Annotated in this window: 22 protein-coding genes; 18 read left to right on the forward strand and 4 right to left on the reverse strand. The window is 40.7% G+C overall.

The genetic code is table 11. The annotated features are described in order from the left end of the window. Positions 1-112: 112 nt before the first annotated feature. From glgB to ABS301_RS20360, 3 genes are all read right to left on the reverse strand, one after another. A complete protein-coding gene (gene glgB / locus ABS301_RS20350; RefSeq protein WP_349673948.1) occupies positions 113-2,023 on the reverse strand; it encodes a 1,4-alpha-glucan branching protein GlgB in 1,911 nt (636 codons plus the stop codon). Positions 2,024-2,110: 87 nt separating this feature from the next. Then, positions 2,111-2,329, reverse strand: a complete 219-nt coding sequence (locus ABS301_RS20355; RefSeq protein ID WP_104439700.1) for a YaaL family protein — start codon at positions 2,327-2,329, stop codon at positions 2,111-2,113. 98 nt (positions 2,330-2,427) lie between these two features. Continuing rightward, positions 2,428-2,724, reverse strand: a complete 297-nt coding sequence (locus ABS301_RS20360) for an ArsR/SmtB family transcription factor (protein WP_349673988.1) — start codon at positions 2,722-2,724, stop codon at positions 2,428-2,430. A 405-nt stretch (positions 2,725-3,129) separates the two neighbouring features. Here ABS301_RS20360 and ABS301_RS20365 point away from each other — a divergent pair, with 405 nt between their 5' ends. The 14 genes from ABS301_RS20365 (at position 3,130) to ABS301_RS20430 (ending at position 14,722) form a co-directional block, all read left to right on the forward strand. Beyond that, positions 3,130-3,639 carry a prepilin peptidase gene (locus ABS301_RS20365; protein ID WP_349673949.1) on the forward strand — a complete coding sequence of 170 codons (510 nt, stop codon included), beginning with the start codon at positions 3,130-3,132 and terminating at the stop codon, positions 3,637-3,639. Positions 3,640-3,653: 14 nt separating this feature from the next. Continuing rightward, positions 3,654-4,655, forward strand: coding sequence for a P-loop NTPase family protein (locus tag ABS301_RS20370; protein WP_349673950.1), 1,002 nt, complete (start codon positions 3,654-3,656; stop codon positions 4,653-4,655). A 37-nt stretch (positions 4,656-4,692) separates the two neighbouring features. Next, complete coding sequence (locus tag ABS301_RS20375; RefSeq protein ID WP_349673989.1) at positions 4,693-5,889, forward strand: TadA family conjugal transfer-associated ATPase; 1,197 nt, start codon at positions 4,693-4,695, stop codon at positions 5,887-5,889. Beyond that, the gene (locus ABS301_RS20380) at positions 5,879-6,616 is read left to right on the forward strand and encodes a type II secretion system F family protein (RefSeq protein ID WP_349673951.1); all 738 of its coding nucleotides are present in this window, start codon (positions 5,879-5,881) and stop codon (positions 6,614-6,616) included. The genes ABS301_RS20375 and ABS301_RS20380 overlap by 11 nt, the downstream gene beginning before the upstream one ends. Positions 6,617-6,628: 12 nt before the next feature. Continuing rightward, positions 6,629-7,888: an immunoglobulin-like domain-containing protein gene (locus tag ABS301_RS20385; RefSeq protein WP_349673952.1), complete on the forward strand. Its 1,260-nt coding sequence runs from the start codon at positions 6,629-6,631 to the stop codon at positions 7,886-7,888. Positions 7,889-7,915: 27 nt separating this feature from the next. Further along, positions 7,916-8,089: a Flp1 family type IVb pilin gene (locus ABS301_RS20390; protein ID WP_104439725.1), complete on the forward strand. Its 174-nt coding sequence runs from the start codon at positions 7,916-7,918 to the stop codon at positions 8,087-8,089. After that, positions 8,089-9,978, forward strand: coding sequence for a DUF5702 domain-containing protein (locus tag ABS301_RS20395; protein ID WP_349673953.1), 1,890 nt, complete (start codon positions 8,089-8,091; stop codon positions 9,976-9,978). The genes ABS301_RS20390 and ABS301_RS20395 overlap by 1 nt, the downstream gene beginning before the upstream one ends. Before the next feature lie 88 nt (positions 9,979-10,066). Further along, a complete protein-coding gene (locus tag ABS301_RS20400) occupies positions 10,067-10,921 on the forward strand; it encodes a hypothetical protein (protein WP_349673954.1) in 855 nt (284 codons plus the stop codon). A gap of 10 nt (positions 10,922-10,931) precedes the next feature. Continuing rightward, entirely contained in the window at positions 10,932-11,363 is a 432-nt protein-coding gene (locus ABS301_RS20405) for a prepilin peptidase (protein WP_349673955.1), read from the forward strand. Continuing rightward, the gene (locus ABS301_RS20410) at positions 11,360-11,749 is read left to right on the forward strand and encodes a hypothetical protein (RefSeq protein ID WP_349673956.1); all 390 of its coding nucleotides are present in this window, start codon (positions 11,360-11,362) and stop codon (positions 11,747-11,749) included. Before ABS301_RS20405 ends, ABS301_RS20410 begins: the two co-directional genes overlap by 4 nt. 1 nt (position 11,750) lies before the next feature. After that, on the forward strand, positions 11,751-13,049 hold the full coding sequence (locus ABS301_RS20415) for a DUF6382 and FHA domain-containing protein (RefSeq protein WP_349673957.1): 1,299 nt from the start codon (positions 11,751-11,753) through the stop codon (positions 13,047-13,049). A gap of 52 nt (positions 13,050-13,101) precedes the next feature. Beyond that, positions 13,102-13,710, forward strand: a complete 609-nt coding sequence (locus ABS301_RS20420) for a rhomboid family intramembrane serine protease (RefSeq protein WP_349673958.1) — start codon at positions 13,102-13,104, stop codon at positions 13,708-13,710. Positions 13,711-13,742: 32 nt separating this feature from the next. Next, complete coding sequence (locus ABS301_RS20425) at positions 13,743-14,159, forward strand: HIT family protein (protein WP_277405436.1); 417 nt, start codon at positions 13,743-13,745, stop codon at positions 14,157-14,159. A 17-nt stretch (positions 14,160-14,176) separates the two neighbouring features. Beyond that, a complete protein-coding gene (locus ABS301_RS20430; RefSeq protein WP_349673959.1) occupies positions 14,177-14,722 on the forward strand; it encodes an RNA polymerase sigma factor in 546 nt (181 codons plus the stop codon). Here the strand turns inward: ABS301_RS20430 and murG are convergent. Next, complete coding sequence (murG, locus tag ABS301_RS20435) at positions 14,719-15,789, reverse strand: undecaprenyldiphospho-muramoylpentapeptide beta-N-acetylglucosaminyltransferase (protein ID WP_349673960.1); 1,071 nt, start codon at positions 15,787-15,789, stop codon at positions 14,719-14,721. The genes ABS301_RS20430 and murG overlap by 4 nt on opposite strands. A 112-nt stretch (positions 15,790-15,901) precedes the next feature. On the opposite strand from murG, the gene ABS301_RS20440 reads away from it, so the two are divergent. From ABS301_RS20440 to ABS301_RS20455, 4 genes are all read left to right on the forward strand, one after another. Beyond that, positions 15,902-16,201, forward strand: coding sequence for a hypothetical protein (locus tag ABS301_RS20440; protein ID WP_349673961.1), 300 nt, complete (start codon positions 15,902-15,904; stop codon positions 16,199-16,201). 65 nt (positions 16,202-16,266) lie between these two features. Further along, positions 16,267-16,794 carry a spore maturation protein gene (locus tag ABS301_RS20445; RefSeq protein ID WP_104439688.1) on the forward strand — a complete coding sequence of 176 codons (528 nt, stop codon included), beginning with the start codon at positions 16,267-16,269 and terminating at the stop codon, positions 16,792-16,794. Positions 16,795-16,900: 106 nt separating this feature from the next. After that, entirely contained in the window at positions 16,901-17,350 is a 450-nt protein-coding gene (locus ABS301_RS20450; RefSeq protein ID WP_104439687.1) for a MarR family winged helix-turn-helix transcriptional regulator, read from the forward strand. A gap of 27 nt (positions 17,351-17,377) precedes the next feature. Next, positions 17,378-17,914 (forward strand): GerMN domain-containing protein, encoded by a 537-nt coding sequence (locus ABS301_RS20455; protein WP_349673962.1) that lies wholly within the window; start codon positions 17,378-17,380, stop codon positions 17,912-17,914. Positions 17,915-17,942: the final 28 nt, after the last annotated feature.

Below are 17,942 nucleotides of genomic sequence, written 5' to 3' on the forward strand. Positions count from 1 at the left end.
TCTTTGAGTCTAGCATATTAAGTAATTTTATACGTTTATTTTACTACAAAATACCGAAAAAGTATAGCAATTTATAGAAATATATAGAATAAATTACCAAATAATTTGTGAATCAAAAACAAAATATGGCCGCTCCATAAGCTGGAAGTGGATAAGCAATGGAATAATCCTGACCATCCCATGGAGTCTTTTCAGATTTATAAACCAGAGCTGTTTTTGCTTTTTTATACAGACCGTTGGAAGTATCCAGCACAAGTGTGTATTTTCCTGATTTTGGCACACCCACACGGTACTCAGAACGGGATACAGGAGTAAAGTTAAGAACAAACAGCAAGCTTCCCTGAGTGCCCTTTCCGTGCCTTATAAAACTGAAAATACTATGCTCGTTGTCATTGGCATTTATCCAGGAAAAACCTTCCCAGACGTAATCATTTTCATAAAGTGCAGGGAATTTCCGATACAGGTGAAGAAGATCTCTGACATAATTCTGAAGGTCTTCCCCAAGCGGTTCTTTGGCCAGATACCAGTCCAGGGAATCCTTTTCATCCCACTCATGGAACTGCCCGAAATCCTGTCCCATAAAAAGCAGCTTCTTGCCGGGATGACCAAGCATGAAGGTATAACCAAGTTTTAAATTAGAAAACTTATCCTCAAGAAGTCCGGGCATTTTGCCAATCATGGAACCTTTTAAATGAACCACTTCATCATGGGATAATACAAGTATATATTTTTCACTGGTAAAATATGTAATTCCAAAGGTCATTTTATGATGGTTATATTTTCTGAAATACGGATCCAGCTTCATGTACTCCAGGAAATCATGCATCCAGCCCATATTCCACTTAAATGTAAAACCAAGACCTGAATTTTCCGACTTCTCCGTAACCTTTGGCCAGGCAGTGGATTCTTCCGCAATTACAACAGCACCTTTTCCGCGTTCCTTCATAACGCTGTTTAAGTGCTTAAAAAACTCGATTGCCTCAAGATTTTCATTACCGCCCAGACAGTTTTTCACCCATTCACCCTGGGATCTTCCGTAGTCTAAATACAGCATGGAAGCGACTGCATCCACCCGCAGCCCGTCAATATGATATTTTTCTACCCAGTAAAGAGCATTGGCAATCAGGAAATTATCTACCTCATACTTGCTGTAATCAAAAACCTTGGTACCCCAGTCGGGGTGTTCTCCCTTACGTGGATCTGCGTATTCATAACAGGCCTCTCCATCGAATTCAGAAAGTCCGTGGGCATCCTTGGGAAAATGTGCAGGCACCCAGTCAAGTATGACTCCAATTCCTTTCTGATGCATGTAATCAACAAAGTACATGAACTCTTCCGGTGTCCCGTACCGGGAAGTAGGAGCATAATAACCGGTCACCTGATAGCCCCAGGAACCGTCGTAGGGGTGTTCTGCAATGCCTAATAGCTCTATGTGGGTATAACCCATATCCTTTATGTATTCTGCCAGTTCATGAGCAGCTTCTTTGTATGTGTAAAAACCTTCTTTATCTTCTCGGTCTTTTCTTTTCCAGGATCCTAAATGGACCTCATAAATGCTTAATGGCCCTGATAATGGATCCTGTTCTTCCCTCTTTGCAACCCATTCCAGATCATTCCACGAATATACAGATAAATCTGCAGTAATAGAAGCGGTCTGTGGGCGGAACTCTGCATAAAATGCATAGGGATCTGCTTTAAAAAGAATCTTTCCGCTGCGTGTGGCCACAGAATATTTGTATAACTGTCCCAGACCGACTCCTGGTACAAATACTTCCCAAATCCCGGAGTCGGCCAGGGGAACCATAGGATTTAAGTCGGGGTTCCAGCCATTGAAATCTCCCACAACACCAACCTGACTGGCATGAGGTGCCCAAACAGCAAAATACATTCCCTGTTTTCCGTTGCATGTTTTTGGATGAGCGCCCAATTTTTCATAAATTTCGTAATGCCGGCCGTTGTTATACAAATACCGGTCAAGCTCAGTAATAAAACCTGTTTCCAATTCATTCGTTAAATCTTCCATTTGCTCACCCCTCCATTTTGGTACACGATTCCACAGGCAGAAGCAGCGTTTGCAACAGGTTACGTATTAAAACGGTTTTATGTCTGACTATACTTCACGGCTTTTAAAACGACGCAAAAGAAACTGGTAACGTAGCTGTGCGGCATTAAGCTCGTAAATGTAACAGTCAATTAATGTCGGGTCAACGACCTGTTCAAAATGATTTCTTGCTGCATCAATGGCGGTTTTGGAACGTTCGATTTCTTTGCGTAAATTCCGTTCCTCTTCCGTAAGGGAAAAGTGATTTCCTAACAATAAATTTTTCATGCGATCATCTCCAGATAAGAAATTAACGAGGTACCTATAAATCTCAGTATATCTGGAAATTGGAACTTTATTCATCTATTGCCTGAATCTCCATAAATTTATTGGATTGGATCCATAAAAATCTGGAGATACTGCCCAAGAGTACATAACTTTCTTGTGCTTTCTCCAAAGGTAAGAAAGTAATAATTAGCAGTTCCTTCCTGTCTGGCAGACACCAGTCCTGCTTCCTTCAGAATCTTTAAATGATGAGATATGGCCGGCCGGGATAAGTTTGTCTGATCCGTGATCTCGTTCACGTTCATTCCCCGGACATTTGTCTGAAACGAATCTGTACTGGCAAGAACTTCAATAATTGTTAGCCGGACCTCGTCTCCCAACGCAATAAAAAGCGGCATGCAGCTTTTAAAAAGCTCAGAAAATTCGCTATTTGCCACCTGAAACATCTCCTTTGGTTTAAAATAGTAAACTAATATTATATTAACACCCGGGAAGAAAAAGGTCAACTGATATTGTGCAAAATCACTTATATAAAACAAAAAAATGATTAAATATTGTAAAATATAACAATAAAACACGATTGTTGTTACACACACCTGTATAACAGTTTTAAAAAAATGTAAAAAGCTGTTGACTTTTGTATTTATCTTGTGCATAATAAAGTCAGAATCCCGCATGCGTTCTGTATACGGACTCTCTCATTATCAATGAATTGGAATTCTTTATTCCATCGTTCAAGGCCGATATTCCGGCACTATTTCCAGATTTATAGTTTAAATAAAGGGGATGATATTGTAAAATTTGTGGTATTATTTTTTATTCTCGCAGCCGGTTCTTATTTTGATGTAAGAGAACACAGAATACCCAACAGGCTGGTGTTGTTTGGTGTGGCTGGAGGAGCTTTTTTATCCGGCTGGGAGGCAGGGAATCAGGCAGTACTATGGGGAGCAATGTTCTTCTTAAGCCGTTTCTTCGTAGTAACAGCGTTGTTTTTTCTTCTGTTTTTATTTCGTATGATTGGTGCCGGTGATATTAAAATCATTGCTTTGATATTCGGGTATCTGGGTTATGGCAACGGTTTTGCAGCAGTTGCCGTAGGTTTCATAATAGGGGCATTCTGGTCCCTGGTTCTAATGACTGTGAAAGGCTTTACCTTTCAGCGGTTTTCTTACTTTCTGGCCTATGTCAGGTCATTGATTCAGACAAAAAAAATTACAGCTTATTATAGTTCCGCCCGGGATGGGTACAACGCAGTAATTCCGTTAGGATTCTGTATGTTTTTAGGAACAATACTTACTGTTGTTTTCTTTTAACAAGGAGGTTTGCTATGACAAAACGTATTATGGCAATATACGATGCGGACTCAGGATTTGGGGAACGGTTTGCAGAATTTGTAAATTTTAAAGAGCGGTTTCCTGTATCCATTGTGTCGTTTTCATCACTAGAGGAACTTAGGAGTTACAGCTGTGATCATGATATTAAACTTATGCTCATCAGTTCCAAAGTATCAAACGAGGAGATCGGACAGATTGGTGCAGATAAAGTAGTTCTGCTTGCAGAAGAGAAAATAATTCCTGCAAACGAGTCGTATCCCAGTGTTTATAAGTACCAGGCGGCAGATCACCTCATTCGGGAGATTATGGAACAATACTGCGCAGATTTGGAAGAAGCAGGATATACCGCACTGTCTGAAAGGGGCAGGGTGGTAGGTGTTTATTCACCGGTAAACCGTTGTTTAAAAACATCCTTTTCTCTGGCTATGGCCCAGCTTTTGTCTCGGGATTTAAAGGTTCTTTACTTAAATATGGAAGATTGCTCTGGATTCGCGGGTCTGACAGGAGAAGAGTATAAAAGGGGGATGTCAGATCTGTTTTATTATTACAGACAGGGCAGCTTTTCATTTGGACGGCTTGGTTCTGTTATATATACATGGGGAGATTTGGATTATGTGCCACCGGTTCAGTATCCGGAAGATCTGGCATTTATTTCATCTCAGGAGATAGCGGGACTAATTAAGCAGATCTCTAAGGAGAGTACATACGGTACCATTATCCTTGATCTGGGGCAGATGGGAAAAAGAGCGGCTGACGTTTTGGAAGTATGTGACGGAATCTATATGCCGGTGAAAGATGATTGCGTATCAGCAGCCAAAGTCGAAGAGTTTGAAGCATACCTTGCTGCTTCCGGTCACAATGCCGTAATGAGCAGGATTCAGAAAATCAATCTTCCCTATCATTGTACCTTTGGCAGGAAGGACAATTATCTGGATCAGCTTTTGTGGAGTGAATTAGGAGATTATACCCGGCAGCTGTTAAGAAAACAGCCATAGGGAGGGAGAAGATGTGAACGAAGAACAACGCATCAGGATGCGGGAAGATATTATGTTGGAACTAAATCAGCATCAACAGATTTCAGATGAAGAGCTGTACACCATGATCGATGAGAAGATAATCAGATTGGGAATGACCGAATATCTGCCTTTAAGAGAAAAATTAATATTAAGAGGGTGGCTGTTTGACTCCTTCAGACGCCTGGGGATTCTTCAGGAACTGATAGATGATATAACCGTCACAGAAATCATGGTAAATGGAGCAAATAACATCTTTATTGAGCGAAATGGCCGTATGGAGCGGTGGGAAAAGGAATTTGAGAGTCAGGAACAATTGGAAGATATGATTCAGCAGATTGTCAGTCGCGTAAACAGGACTGTGAATGTTTCAAGACCTATAGCAGATGCCAGACTAGGCGACGGTTCCAGGGTTCATGTTGTCCTGCCCCCGGTTTCCATTGACGGACCAGCCGTTACAATCAGAAAGTTTCCAGAACCCATCACCATTGGTAAGCTTTTAAAGCTGGGATCAATAACCAGGGAAGCAGCAGACTTTTTAAAAGCAATTGTGGAGGCTGGATATAATATTTTCATCAGCGGAGGAACCAATTCCGGTAAAAGTACTTTTTTAAATGCTCTTTCTTCTTACATACCTAGAAGCGAGCGAATTGTAACCATAGAAGATTCTGCAGAGCTTCAAATCACTCATATGTCCAATCTGGTACGTCTGGAGACGAGAGGTGCCAATGGAGAAGGGGAGGGAGAGGTGACCATTGGCGATTTAATAAAGGCAGCACTTCGCATGAATCCATCCAGGATTATCGTGGGTGAGGTAAGAGGAAGAGAAGCGCTTGATATGATTTCTGCCATGAATACCGGACATGACGGAAGTTTAAGTACCGGGCATGGAAACAGTCCAAAGGACATGCTGTCAAGGTTAGAAACCATGGTGCTCATGGGAACAGACATTCCTCTTTTGGCGGTGCGCAGTCAGGTAGCGGCAGCAATTGATATCTTAATTCATTTGGGAAGATTAAGGGATAAAAGCAGACGGGTCTTATCAATTGTGGAGGTAGCTGGATATGAAGATGGTGAAATCAGACTTAATCCCATTTACCGGTTTGAAGAAGGGGAAACCGACAGGGGAGATGCCAGGAAAGTTGGTGGAAGCCTTAAGAAGGTTGGAGATCTTAAAAACACAGAAAAGCTCAAAGCAGCCGGCATTGAATTATGATATTTATATCCTGTCTATGAGGGAATGGCTGTATTATAGTGGACAGGGAGTCTTAATCGCAGCACTTTTTTCTTATATTTTCTATCGCAGTCTGGCGGTATTTCTTATTTTCATTCCTTTCGGAATTATAGTTCCCTTAACCAAAAGAAAAGAATTAAAAAGCAAACAGCTTCAGCAGTTGAATCTGGAATTTAAAGAAGGTATTTTACTTCTCTCTTCCTTTTTAAGTGCAGGTTATTCAGTAGAAAACTCTGTTATTTCAGCTTCAAGAGAGTTGTCTGTTCTTTATGGTGCAGAAGGACTCATAACAAAGGAATTCAAGTTCATTGAGAGTCAGATTCATATGAACCGGTCCGTCGAGCAGGCATTTTTAGAATTTGCATTAAGAAGCGGTCTGGATGATGTAAAGAACTTTGCAGAGGTATTTTCCACTGCAAAGCGCAGTGGAGGTGAATTGGTTTCTATTATCAGTCACACGGCAGATGTAATTCGGGACAAAGTACAGGTAAGGCAGGAGATTCTGACCATGACGGCTTCCAAGCAGTTTGAATTAAAAATAATGAATCTTATACCTTTTTTCATAGTCATTTATATTGATTTCACATCCCCGGGTTTTTTTCAGATTATGTATACCACTGGAGCGGGAAGAATTTTAATGACCATATGTATGATCCTTTATATGATTGCTTACCAGACAGCAAAGCGGATTATGGAAATTGAGATATAATCGGGGAGCCTTATGAAAAAACAATTAATTAAATGGAGACCGCCTGTAACAAAGGTACAGGCTGCATGTGCAGCGGGCGGGATTGTTTTATATGCAGTTCTGGAACTTTCCACTTTTTGGGGCAGGCAGGATGTGTTTTACGGCGAGGGGCTTAAAAGAGCCGGACCAGGGCAGGGAGAGAACATTTATGAGGTTTTAGTAAAAGGACTGGATAAAGAGCAGGAAGATAAAAAATTATTAATAGAAATTCCTGTTAGGGAGCGGAGATATACAGACAAAGAAGCAAAGGATCTGTTTGACCAGCTGGAAACCCAACTTCCAACCCAAATACTTTCAGAAAATGATTCTCTTAATGTAATAAGACAAAATCTGAATCTGAAAACCAGACTGGACACGTTTGGATTAACCGTGCGCTGGGAAACCAGTGACCCTGAGCTCATTGACTCCTTTGGAACAGTTTATAACGAAGATGTTGCTGAGGCAGGAAAAGAAATTCTGATTCTGGCTATGGTGTCAGATGGTATCCACCAGCAAAGCTATCAATACAAAGGTAAAGTATATCCACCTGTTCTGACGTTGGAAGAAAAAAAGAAAGCAGCCTTTCAGAAATGGGCAGATGATCTTGATACGAAGCAGCAAACAGACACATCACTTATTTTACCTGATGTATTTGAAGGACAAAGGCTCAAGTACTCTAAACCGAAAGAAGGAAGTTATGGAATTTTGCCTGTGCTTGGTCTTGTGCTGGCTGTACTTTTGCAGGTCAGGACTCAGGTTGAAAAGCAGAAAAAAAGCAGGTTGAGAGAGCAGCAGCTTTTAATGGATTATTCAGAGGTGGTTTCAAAGCTTGTGGTTTATATTGGAGCAGGCTATACAGTAAGGGGGGCATGGGAACGAATTGCAACAGGATACAGGGAGTCTCTTAAAAATGGAAGGCGTGTCATGCGCCCGGCTTATGAAGAGATGGTACATACGGCATCACAATTAAAAAGTGGATTGTCGGAAAGCCGTGCTTACAATGAATTTGGAAGGCGTTGCAGCCTCCAGCCATACATAAAGCTTGCAGCTTTACTGGAGCAAAATCAGAAAAATGGAGGCAGGCAGTTAAGAAATGCACTTGATATAGAAATGGCTTCGGCTTTTGAGCAGAGAAAGAATGCAGCCAGAAAGTTGGGAGAAGAAGCAGGTACAAAGCTTTTGCTGCCCCTCCTTCTAATGTTATTCGTTGTCATGACTATGATTGTAGTACCTGCATTTCTTACATTTTACTAGAGAGGAGGTGATACCATGGCCTTAATAATGAAAGAGCAGATCCAAGATTTTATAAAAGAAGAAGATGGAGTAGGGGTTATTGAAATTGTATTAATTCTGGTAGTTTTAATTGGTCTTGTTATTATATTTAAAACCAATATTAAAAAACTGCTGGATGGCATTTTTGAGGAGATTAATAAGCAGTCGAAAGAGGTGTATTAATGCACAGCAATGGTCATATAACGGTATTTCTAAGTTTAATCCTTTTATGCATTGTCAGTTTGATGTGCGGACTTTTAGAGTCCGCACGGACTGCAGGAACGAGATGGTATTTAAAGATTGCTGCGGATTCCGCAATGGATTCTGTATTTAGCAGATATCACAGAGAGGCGTGGGATAAGTACCGGATTTTTCTTCTGGAAGATAAAAGCGGGGATGATCTGGAACAGAAATGGCTGGAATATATAGCACCTTATATGGAGCATTCTGGCTGGTATCGTGTAGATATAGAGGGTGCCAATGTGTTACATCGTGACCTCATAACCAGTGCCGGTGGGAAATATATGAAGCAGGAGATCCTGGATTATATGAAGTATGGAATTTTTGATCACATACCAGACGAGGCAGGAGCCGTTACAATGCTTGCTGATCTTAAGGAAGCTGCTGTTGTAAAAGATCTTTCCAGGTCATATGGGGAACATACAAAAGAAGCAGTACGTCTGGAGTATGTGATTGAAGAAATTAATAGTTCCTTAGAAAAACAGAAATACATATGGATCGAGGCAAATACATGTTTGAGCAATTACGATGGACAGGGATTTATAAGAAAAGCGGTTGAATTGGAGATAGAGACGGACCGGATACCGGCCCTTGTAAAATCTTATGGAAATATTGCAGATGAATTATATGCTCAATTACAGCTAACAAAAAGCAAAAGAACAGAAGCAATGGATCAGTTAAGCGATCCGATCCAGATAACATTAAACAGTGATACCGATTGGTATGATTCTTATGTGAGGCAGGATGGAGAGAGGCGAAAACAAGTCGAAGCACTTGCCGGAGAGTCTATTGATATTAAGAATAAAATAGAACGTTCAAAAGACCGGGCATTGGAAGTAGCACAAATAATTGATGATTGGGAAAGCAGTTCAGATGACGATGATGATGGACCAGATTTATCTGAGTTATGGGGGTCTGTCAGGGATATCTGGTGTGAAATCCATATTTCTTTGCTTTCCTATACCAATGGTGTGAAAGATCCGCAAAAAGAAAAGATTTTAGAAAAGGTGGAGAGTCTTGTGCGAAATGGTCTTATGAGCCTTGTACTTCCAGAGGGTACACAGGTATCGAAAGGACAGCTTGATCTTAACTCGTTTCCATCTCTGATCTATTCAGAGGAACAGGGTGAAATTGATGGTTTGATAGACCGTATTTTATTTGAGGAATACTGTGGACGTTTTCTTACCAGTTTTTTATCAGAAGAAGATAAGGCGGTAAAATATGAACTGGAATATTTAATCGGAGGGCTGAATAGCGATGAGAAAAATTTTTCACAGGCTATAACAGATGTTTTGGCCATAAGGGAAGGTCTCAATCTGGTACATATTTTAACAGATCAGGAAAAAAGAAAAGAAGCAGAAGCTTTGGCAGGTGTGATAACCGGAGTGACAGGAACTGCCCCTCTTACGGGACTGGTGGCCTTCTTTGTTATGAGTATCTGGGCAATGGGAGAAGCCATTATGGATGTAAGACGGCTGTTACAGGGAGAAAAGGTTGCATTTATTAAGTCAAAGGATAACTGGAGGATTTCACTCCAGGGCTTGCTGGATTCAGGAAGCAGTGGGTCGTTTGAGGGTGAGGGAAGTGACAATAACGGTGTTAGCTATACTGGCTATTTAAAATTACTTCTGTTTCTCTCCCATAGCACCCGGCAGTATTACAGGCTTATGGATGTCATTCAGATGAATCTTCGGACAACCGATACTGAGTTTCGCATGACACATTGTGTATATGGGGCAGAAATTCAGGGAAAAGGGCGTGGGCAGCATTTCTTTTTCGGAGTGCTGGAACCTGTTTATCCCATAGAGGTGCGGACGGAAAAAGCATATTAAGATAAGGAGGCGAATAATTATGCCCTTTTTCAGAGAGTTAATAAAAATCATATGTAAAGCAAAGGTTACTCTCCAGGTACATTTCCCCTTGATAAGAAAAAATATCTCTGCAAAAAGGGTATTATTATTTGCCTCCTTTCAGGCAAAACCAGGCAGTCTGACAATCGAAGCAGCTATGGCACTTCCGCTTTTTCTGTTTGCAGTTATAATACTCATGACGCCAATGAAACTTTTAAATGACGGAAGAAAAATCCAGACTGCGCTTGAGATTACAGGAGAAGAGTTAAGTCAGTATGTATCAGCTTTAAAAGAGTTAAATACAGGCCAGGATTTAAATGCAGCGGGATTAAATGAACTGCCAGATGGTTTGCTGGAAGGAATAACAGAACAAAGTATACTTCTATATGCAAGAATGAAAATGGGAAAGTATGAAGTATACCAAGATGCAGAGTCTGTATCTTTTTTAAGATCCTCTGTTTTAAAAGATAAAGAAACCATTGATTTGATTATGGATTATCATATCCGCCTTCCATTTCCTGTTTTAGGGCTGAAAAGTGTTCCAATGTCCGCCCGGTGTTTCAGGAGAGCGTGGCTTGGAAATACACTGCTTTATGAGGAAGAGTCAGGCGATACGGAAGAAATGGTTTATGTAGGAAGAGACAGCACCAGATATCACAAAAAAAGAACCTGTCATTATTTATACAATCATATAAGAGCAGTAAACGAAACAGATCTAGAAAGTATCCGCAATACGAACGGAGGGATATACAAACCCTGCAGCAGGTGCAGTAGTATAGCAAAAGAAGGCGGTCTTGTCTATATCATGCCGTCAGGTGAAAAATTCCACAGCAGTAGAGAATGCAGCGCAATCACCGCATATGTGAGACTTGTTCCTATATCAGAAGTGATTCATTTAGGTGCTTGTTCTTATTGTTCACAGTAGGGAGGTATTAATGGTTGAACAATTAAATTGTATTGTTTTTGGTATGTTTCTTCTGGCAGCAGCCTGGGAAGATGGGAGAAAGAAAAGTATCAGTATCTGGCTTCTTTTAAGCGGCGGTGCTGCAGGACTCGCTTTGAGTTTATTACAGAGAGAGAATTGTTTTAAGTTTACTGGCTGTCTGGTTGGCCTTGCTTTATTAGCGGTAAGTAAATTATCAAAGGAATCAGTGGGCGCCGGAGATGGGTGTTTCTTTATTATAAGTGGTCTGTTTTTACCTGCTTTGTCCAATCTGACATTATTTTTCTATGGCTTAAGTTTGAGCGGTATTTTCTGCGGACTGTTCTTTCTGTTAAACCGGGTAAAAGGAATTGATGTTGGAAAAGAGAGAATCCCGTTTATCCCGTTTCTGGTTCCGGTCTGGCTAATCATGGTGATGAGATGAACATGCGCTTAAACGGAAGTTATACGGTAGAAGCCGCCTTTGTTATGGCTGTCATATTATTTTCTCTTATGATATCCATTCAGTCGGCGTATCGCCTGAGAGATGAGGTGGCAGGGGCTATGGCACTTGCTGAATCAGTGCAGAGATTAAGGCACAATGAGACAGAGCCGCCTGGTGATGCTGCAAATTGGGCAGCTCACAGGGCTGGAACCCCATTTTCATGGAAGGAATATCAATTTGAATTAAATTTGTCCGGAAATTTGCTTACAGGAAAGCGGATTAAGGGTACGGGAGCGGGTGGCAGATGGAAGTTTGAACTGGAACAACGAGTATTTGATCCTGAAAATTTTCTAAGAAAGCTGACACTGATCAGTCAGGAGGAATGATATGAATGTTACATATAGACGGGAGATGAAGCATAATTATTTGATTATAGAGCAGGATAATGCCCAGATGCAGGGATATGAGGAAAACATGCTCAAAGAAAATCAGATAAATGGTTTGCTGAAATTCCAATTAAAGCAGATTGATAATCGTAAATACTTCTATTATGAAATCACTTCAAAACAGCCTTTAAGCCGAATATTAGAGTTTCACAGCATAAATAAACAGGAACTTATAAATTTAATTACCGGGATTGCCCAGATTCTTAACCGTCTTCCTGCGTATCTCCTAAAAGAAGATCAGATACTTCTACAGCCGGAGTTCATCTATATTGAGCCAGAACAGTTTTTTGTGTCTCTCTGTCTGATACCTGGAAGAGACAGGAAGTTCTCGGAGGAGATGAGCGAATTACTTCGTTATCTCTTGGGAAAGATTAATCATCAGGATAAAGAATGTGTGGTTATGGCTTATGCGTTATATCAGGAGAGTGTAAAGGATAATTACGGTATGGATGCTTTGGCGGAACTGGTTTGTCTCCACAATGATAAGTTGGAAGCAAGGCAGGAAGAGGAGGAGTGTGAGACTCAATCCGGATTTACAAATACAGAAAAAGAGGAAATACAGGTCATTGAGGAATTTTCAAGTCCTGTACAAACCAAAACTACCGGCTTTGGTTTGTGGAGACCGCTTATTATATCGGCTGTAGTTGTTACCGGTTTTTCAGCTGTGTTGTGGAGTATATCTGGTTATAGGGGAATATTAAAATACTGGTATCTGGTCATGGCAGCAGGAATATTGTCCGTTTTGTTTGGATTCAAATTAACAGGCAAAAATCAATACCAGCACCAAGAGGAAGACAGCCCCGCAAAAGACCGGGGTTATGACAGCGAACGGGAAGAGTGGCAAACTGCTTTTTATGAGAGTAAGGAGGAATCGCCGGTTCTGCTAAAATCAGCATCAGCAGAAGAACACTTACAGACAGTACTTCTTACTAATAGTCAAAAAGATACGCCAGTAAAGGTTTTTAAATCTGCAAGTCCTGGAATTCCAGATATAATCATTACATATACTCCCTATCTCATAGGCAAGCAGGAGGGATTGGTGGATTATGTTCTTAATGGAGAAGCAATCAGCCGGATTCATGCAAAAATAGAAAAGGAAGGAAATGATTACTATATCAGTGATTTAAACTCTACCAATGGCACATATGTCAACGGTCGGCTTCTGGAAACAAACGAAACAGTTTTATTAAACACAGGAGATGAAATTTTTATCGCAAATTTTGCGTTTATATTTACATAATCTGTCAGTTTATGATAAAATAAGCATATTATAGTTCAGAAGGAGCGCTTCAATGGATGAATTTAGCAGGCGCAAGAAGGCCTTTGTAAATATTGGTCTCATTGCGGTGAATGTCATTTATTTTCTATACCTGGAGATGAATGGATCTACCGAGGATACCCAGTTTATGGTTTCCCATGGGGCTATGTATGCGCCGCTGGTTATTGAAAGAGGGGAGTATTACAGGTTAATTACTTCCACGTTCATGCATTTTGGAATAAATCATATTATGAACAACATGCTGATTCTGTTCATTCTGGGAGATAATCTGGAACGTGCACTGGGTCATATTAAATACCTGTTTTTTTATTTGATTTGTGGTGTGGGAGCAAATGTTGCTTCCATGATTATAAATCTGTCCGGATATAGAAATGTGGTTTCCGCTGGCGCTTCCGGTGCCATTTTCGGAGTAATCGGCGGTCTTTTGTATGCAGTGGCAGTTAATCGTGGGCAATTGGAAGACCTAAGCACCCGCCAATTGGTTGTGGTGATTTTATGCTCTCTGTATTTTGGTTTTACCAGCACAGGCGTTGATAACGCTGCCCATATTGCAGGTCTTATAATAGGCATTATAATGGGAGTTGTTTTATATCGCAGACCCAGGAACGGTCGCAGCCGGTAATTATGGAAAAAATGCTGGAAGGAGGTGAGTGTGTGAGAGAAGATGACTGCATTTTCTGTAAAATTGCAAATGGGGGTATTCCCTCAGAGACAATTTATGAGGATGACATGTTTCGTGTAATTATGGATTTAGGACCAGCTTCCAAAGGGCATGCCCTGATTCTTCCCAAGCAGCATTACAGAGATATCTGTGATCTGGATGAAGATACGGCAGCAAAGGTCCTTCCACTGGCAGCAAAAATAGGAGTCGCCATGAAAAAGGCGCTGGGATGCTCCGGGTTCAATGTAGTGCAGAATAATGGAAAAGAGGCAGGCCAGACGGTTTTTCATTTTCACGTGCATTTGATTCCCCGTTACGAGGAAGGTCCTGTTATGGTTTCTTGGATGCCGGGTAAGGTAAGTCCGGAAGAACTAGCACAGACAGGAGCCGCCATCAGGAGCGCCCTGTAATCAGAGGGGCATATGATATGAGCATACATGAAGATGAAAATCTGCTGCTGCAGTCCATATATGGTAAATATCAGGGGCTGTTGCGACGAATAGCTAAAACACTGAATGTACCAGATCTGGAACTTGATGATGTGGTACAGGAGACTTTTATTTCTTATTTTGAGAATTATTCATTAACATGGTCAGACACGCGGAAAAAAAGCATGTTGATCAAAATATTAAAACGCAAATGCATAGACTCTCTTCGCAGGAATGGCCATTATGAGAAAGTAAGTATTGATGAGGAAGATGCATCTAACGAGATGGCGATGCTCGCAAGGTATGTGGTAACGGATCCTCTTGAGGTAGTTCTTGGGGAAGAGTCTGTTTTAAAAATCACCAGTGAGATTTCCAATATGAGAGATGAGTGGAAGGAGATGGCTGTACTATATTTTCTGGAACAGCTGACGATTCCGGAGATCTGTGAGAAGCTTGAAATCCCGGGAACGGTCTGCCGTTCCCGGATCTATCGGACAAGAGTCTGTTTAAAGAATATACTCGGTCCAAATTATAATGCTGATTAATTTTTGGAAACCAGGTTCTCTATCATTACTATAATTGTATTTACAGCATCATGAAGTTCGCTGCTTTCCATTTTTGAAAGATAGGTCTGACGGTTAGCAAAGGTATCTGTAATGGCCTGCAGTAAGGTGTCTCCATTTAAGCTTTCTTCTTCCAGAAGATAACTGAATCCCTGTTTTGAAAAAGATCTGGCATTTAAAATCTGATCACCCCTGCTGGCAGCAGCGGAAAGGGGAATCAGAATATTAAGTTTTCTCAGTGCCAGTATCTCACAGATTGCGTTGGCACCAGCTCTGGAAATCATTAAGTCAGCAGCAGCAAAAAGATGTTTCAAAGGGGCATCTACATATTCGTACTGTACATATCCATGGACACCCGCAAGGCTTTCATCCAGATTGCCTTTTCCGCAGATATGTATGATCTGGTAATTGTTTAATAGTTTTGGAAGGATGCCCCTAATAGCGTTGTTGACAGTTACAGAACCAAGGCTGCCTCCGATGATCAGTATAACAGGTTTGTTGTCGTTTAGTCTGGCATACTTTAATCCAGTCATCCGGTCGCCCTCTAAGAGTTCTTTCCGAATGGGGGAGCCGGTTAGTATTGCCTTATTTTTAGGGAGATAGCTGAGAGTTTCCGGAAAATTACAGCAGACACGGGTTGCAGCCGGAATGCAGATCCGGTTGGCAAGGCCGGGAGTCATGTCTGATTCATGTATGATTACCGGTATTTTTAAATGCTTTGCAGCTAACACTACAGGAACGGCAACAAAGCCGCCTTTGGAAAATACGATATCAGGTTTGTAGCTTTTAATCAGTTTAAGCGCTTCTCCAAATCCCTTTATTACACGGAAAGGATCCGTAAAGTTTTTGATGTCAAAATATCTTCGGAATTTACCTGTTGAGATACCGCTATATGGGATCTGAGCATTCTCGATCAATTTTCGTTCAATACCCTGATAGGAACCGATGTAACGAATCTCATAGTTTTTTTCTTTTAGAGAAGGAATTAAAGCCAGGTTCGGGGTAACATGACCGGCAGTACCGCCGCCAGTTAATATTATTTTTTTCATAGAAAAGCTGCCTCCCAAATTCGATATACTATTATAGTAAACGTTAGTGGTAAAAAGTCAACCCCAAAGCGTATGAGAACCAAAGGATAACCAAACATAAAGAGGTATAGACGTGGAGCAGAAGAAAGATTCCATCAATAAGTGTTCCATCTTTTATTTGTTTCATACAAATCATAATTCAAGAGAGAAACTGGAAGCCCGTTTGCTTGATTATATGCAGAAACACCCGGAATTAACACCGTCTGTGCCTGCGCCTCCGCCAGATGAATTTCAAAAGATTATGGCAGAATTTAATAAAAGGGGATCCAAGACGATTGTAAGAAAGCAGCTGAGAATACTGCATTACTGTAATTTCGTCATTCACTTCTTTCAAAAGATTGTCTTTATTCTTGAGAGAAGGATTTTGAAATAAATGTAAAGAATGAAAAGGAAGCAGCCGGAATAGATTATAATAATTAACGGATAGTGAGTAAAACTATGGGATTTTTATTATTTCTCTCTGAGGCTGCGGTTCCGCTGATCATTTTTTATATTGTTGGATTTGGCATTTTATCAAAGCGCCCGGTATTTGATGATTTTTTAAACGGCGCAAAAGATGGCATGAAAACGGTTGCAGGCATTATGCCTACACTAATTGGTCTGATGACAGCGGTAGGAGTACTTAGGGCATCCGGGTTTTTGGACTTTCTGGCAAAGCTGCTAACAAAACCCGCATCTTATTTATTTCTTCCGGCACCGGTTGTGCCGGTTATTTTAGTTCGTCTGGTCTCCAATTCGGCAGCCATCGGGCTTGTTTTGGATATCTTTAAAAAATATGGTACAGATTCTTATATTGGATTTATGACTTCTGTTCTGATGAGTTGTACCGAAACATTATTTTACTGCCTCAGTGTTTATTTTGGTACTGTTAAAATCAGAAAAACCAGATACACTCTAGGGGGAGCCTTAACAGCAACTGTTGCTGGTATTGCTGCCAGTGTATTTTTAAGCCGGTTTTTGGTATAAAAGGAAATTAATCATTTTGATTTAAGAATTTCATAAGAATTCAGGTGGTTGTCTTCGTATACATAATCATGTATAATTACGAAGAAGCTTTTATTGTCATATAGATTTGAAGGGGATAAACGTGGATACTTACGGAACTCTTAACGAAGTACTGGTAAGGCTGTTTCGAGACGTAATGGATATCGAACAGCAGGCTATCATTACACAGGAATTTAATAATATCACCAATAATGATATGCATGTGATTGAGGCGATCGGAGTCGGAGAACCTAAGAATATGTCCGCAATAGCCAGAGAATTGTCTGTCACAGTGGGGACATTGACCATAGCCATGAACAGTCTTGTAAAAAAAGGTTATGTTACCCGCCAAAGGGGAGAAGAAGACCGGCGCGTTGTTTATATTTCTCTTTCAGATAAAGGAAAACAAGCCTATGAACATCATGCTACATTTCATCGGGAGATGATAGCCGGAATGATAGAAGGGCTAAGCGAGAATGAGGTAGAAGTTTTAATCAAAGTTCTGACCAAACTGAATAAGTGGTTTCGGAGTCTTTAACAGAATTTAAGGAGGCAATACGCATTTATGAAAAAAATTATTTTATATTTAGTGAGCGCTATGCTGATGGTATCCCTGGCTGCCTGTACCCCAACCCAGCCAAAGATGGAGACAACAGCACCTGATCCACAGGTAATGGCATCAACAGGAGGCGCCAGTGATAAAGTTCCTGACCCTAATGCAGAACCGATGGAGATTATTTCTGTATACAGTAAGAATGAAAATAAGACTGGTTTAAATCAGGCGATGGATGCAGTGGACAAGCTGACTGCGGATGCAATCGTAAGCAAACTTATAGAATACGGCGTATTAGAGGACGGTACAAAGGTTCTGAAATATGACTCTGCTGATGGAATTGGTACGTTGGATTTATCTGCAGTTCCACAAAGCGGTTCTGGTGATGACATACTTACCATTACAGCGATTGGCAACACCTTTGTAGAGAACTTTGAACTGGATAAATTAAAACTTCTGGTGAACGGCAAAAATTATTCCAGCGGTTCTATCAAACAGGGGGATAATGATTATCTGGAATATGTAAAGAATTATAAGGAAATAAAATAAAAAACAGGCAAAAGCCAATGGATTTTAT

Source organism: Lacrimispora sp., from assembly GCF_031982545.1.
Classification (GTDB): Bacteria; Bacillota; Clostridia; order Lachnospirales; family Lachnospiraceae; genus Lacrimispora.

Coding starts and splice junctions, on each gene's coding strand:
- glgB (WP_349673948.1), bottom strand. CDS start 2,023: ATGGAAGATTTAACGAATGAATTGGAAACAGGTTTTATTACTGAGCTT.
- ABS301_RS20355 (WP_104439700.1), bottom strand. CDS start 2,329: ATGAAAAATTTATTGTTAGGAAATCACTTTTCCCTTACGGAAGAGGAA.
- ABS301_RS20360 (WP_349673988.1), bottom strand. CDS start 2,724: ATGCCGCTTTTTATTGCGTTGGGAGACGAGGTCCGGCTAACAATTATT.
- ABS301_RS20370 (WP_349673950.1), top strand. CDS start 3,654: ATGACAAAACGTATTATGGCAATATACGATGCGGACTCAGGATTTGGG.
- ABS301_RS20375 (WP_349673989.1), top strand. CDS start 4,693: ATGCGGGAAGATATTATGTTGGAACTAAATCAGCATCAACAGATTTCA.
- ABS301_RS20385 (WP_349673952.1), top strand. CDS start 6,629: ATGAAAAAACAATTAATTAAATGGAGACCGCCTGTAACAAAGGTACAG.
- ABS301_RS20390 (WP_104439725.1), top strand. CDS start 7,916: ATGAAAGAGCAGATCCAAGATTTTATAAAAGAAGAAGATGGAGTAGGG.
- ABS301_RS20395 (WP_349673953.1), top strand. CDS start 8,089: ATGCACAGCAATGGTCATATAACGGTATTTCTAAGTTTAATCCTTTTA.
- ABS301_RS20405 (WP_349673955.1), top strand. CDS start 10,932: ATGGTTGAACAATTAAATTGTATTGTTTTTGGTATGTTTCTTCTGGCA.
- ABS301_RS20410 (WP_349673956.1), top strand. CDS start 11,360: ATGAACATGCGCTTAAACGGAAGTTATACGGTAGAAGCCGCCTTTGTT.
- ABS301_RS20415 (WP_349673957.1), top strand. CDS start 11,751: ATGAATGTTACATATAGACGGGAGATGAAGCATAATTATTTGATTATA.
- ABS301_RS20420 (WP_349673958.1), top strand. CDS start 13,102: ATGGATGAATTTAGCAGGCGCAAGAAGGCCTTTGTAAATATTGGTCTC.
- ABS301_RS20430 (WP_349673959.1), top strand. CDS start 14,177: ATGAGCATACATGAAGATGAAAATCTGCTGCTGCAGTCCATATATGGT.
- murG (WP_349673960.1), bottom strand. CDS start 15,789: ATGAAAAAAATAATATTAACTGGCGGCGGTACTGCCGGTCATGTTACC.
- ABS301_RS20445 (WP_104439688.1), top strand. CDS start 16,267: ATGGGATTTTTATTATTTCTCTCTGAGGCTGCGGTTCCGCTGATCATT.
- ABS301_RS20455 (WP_349673962.1), top strand. CDS start 17,378: ATGAAAAAAATTATTTTATATTTAGTGAGCGCTATGCTGATGGTATCC.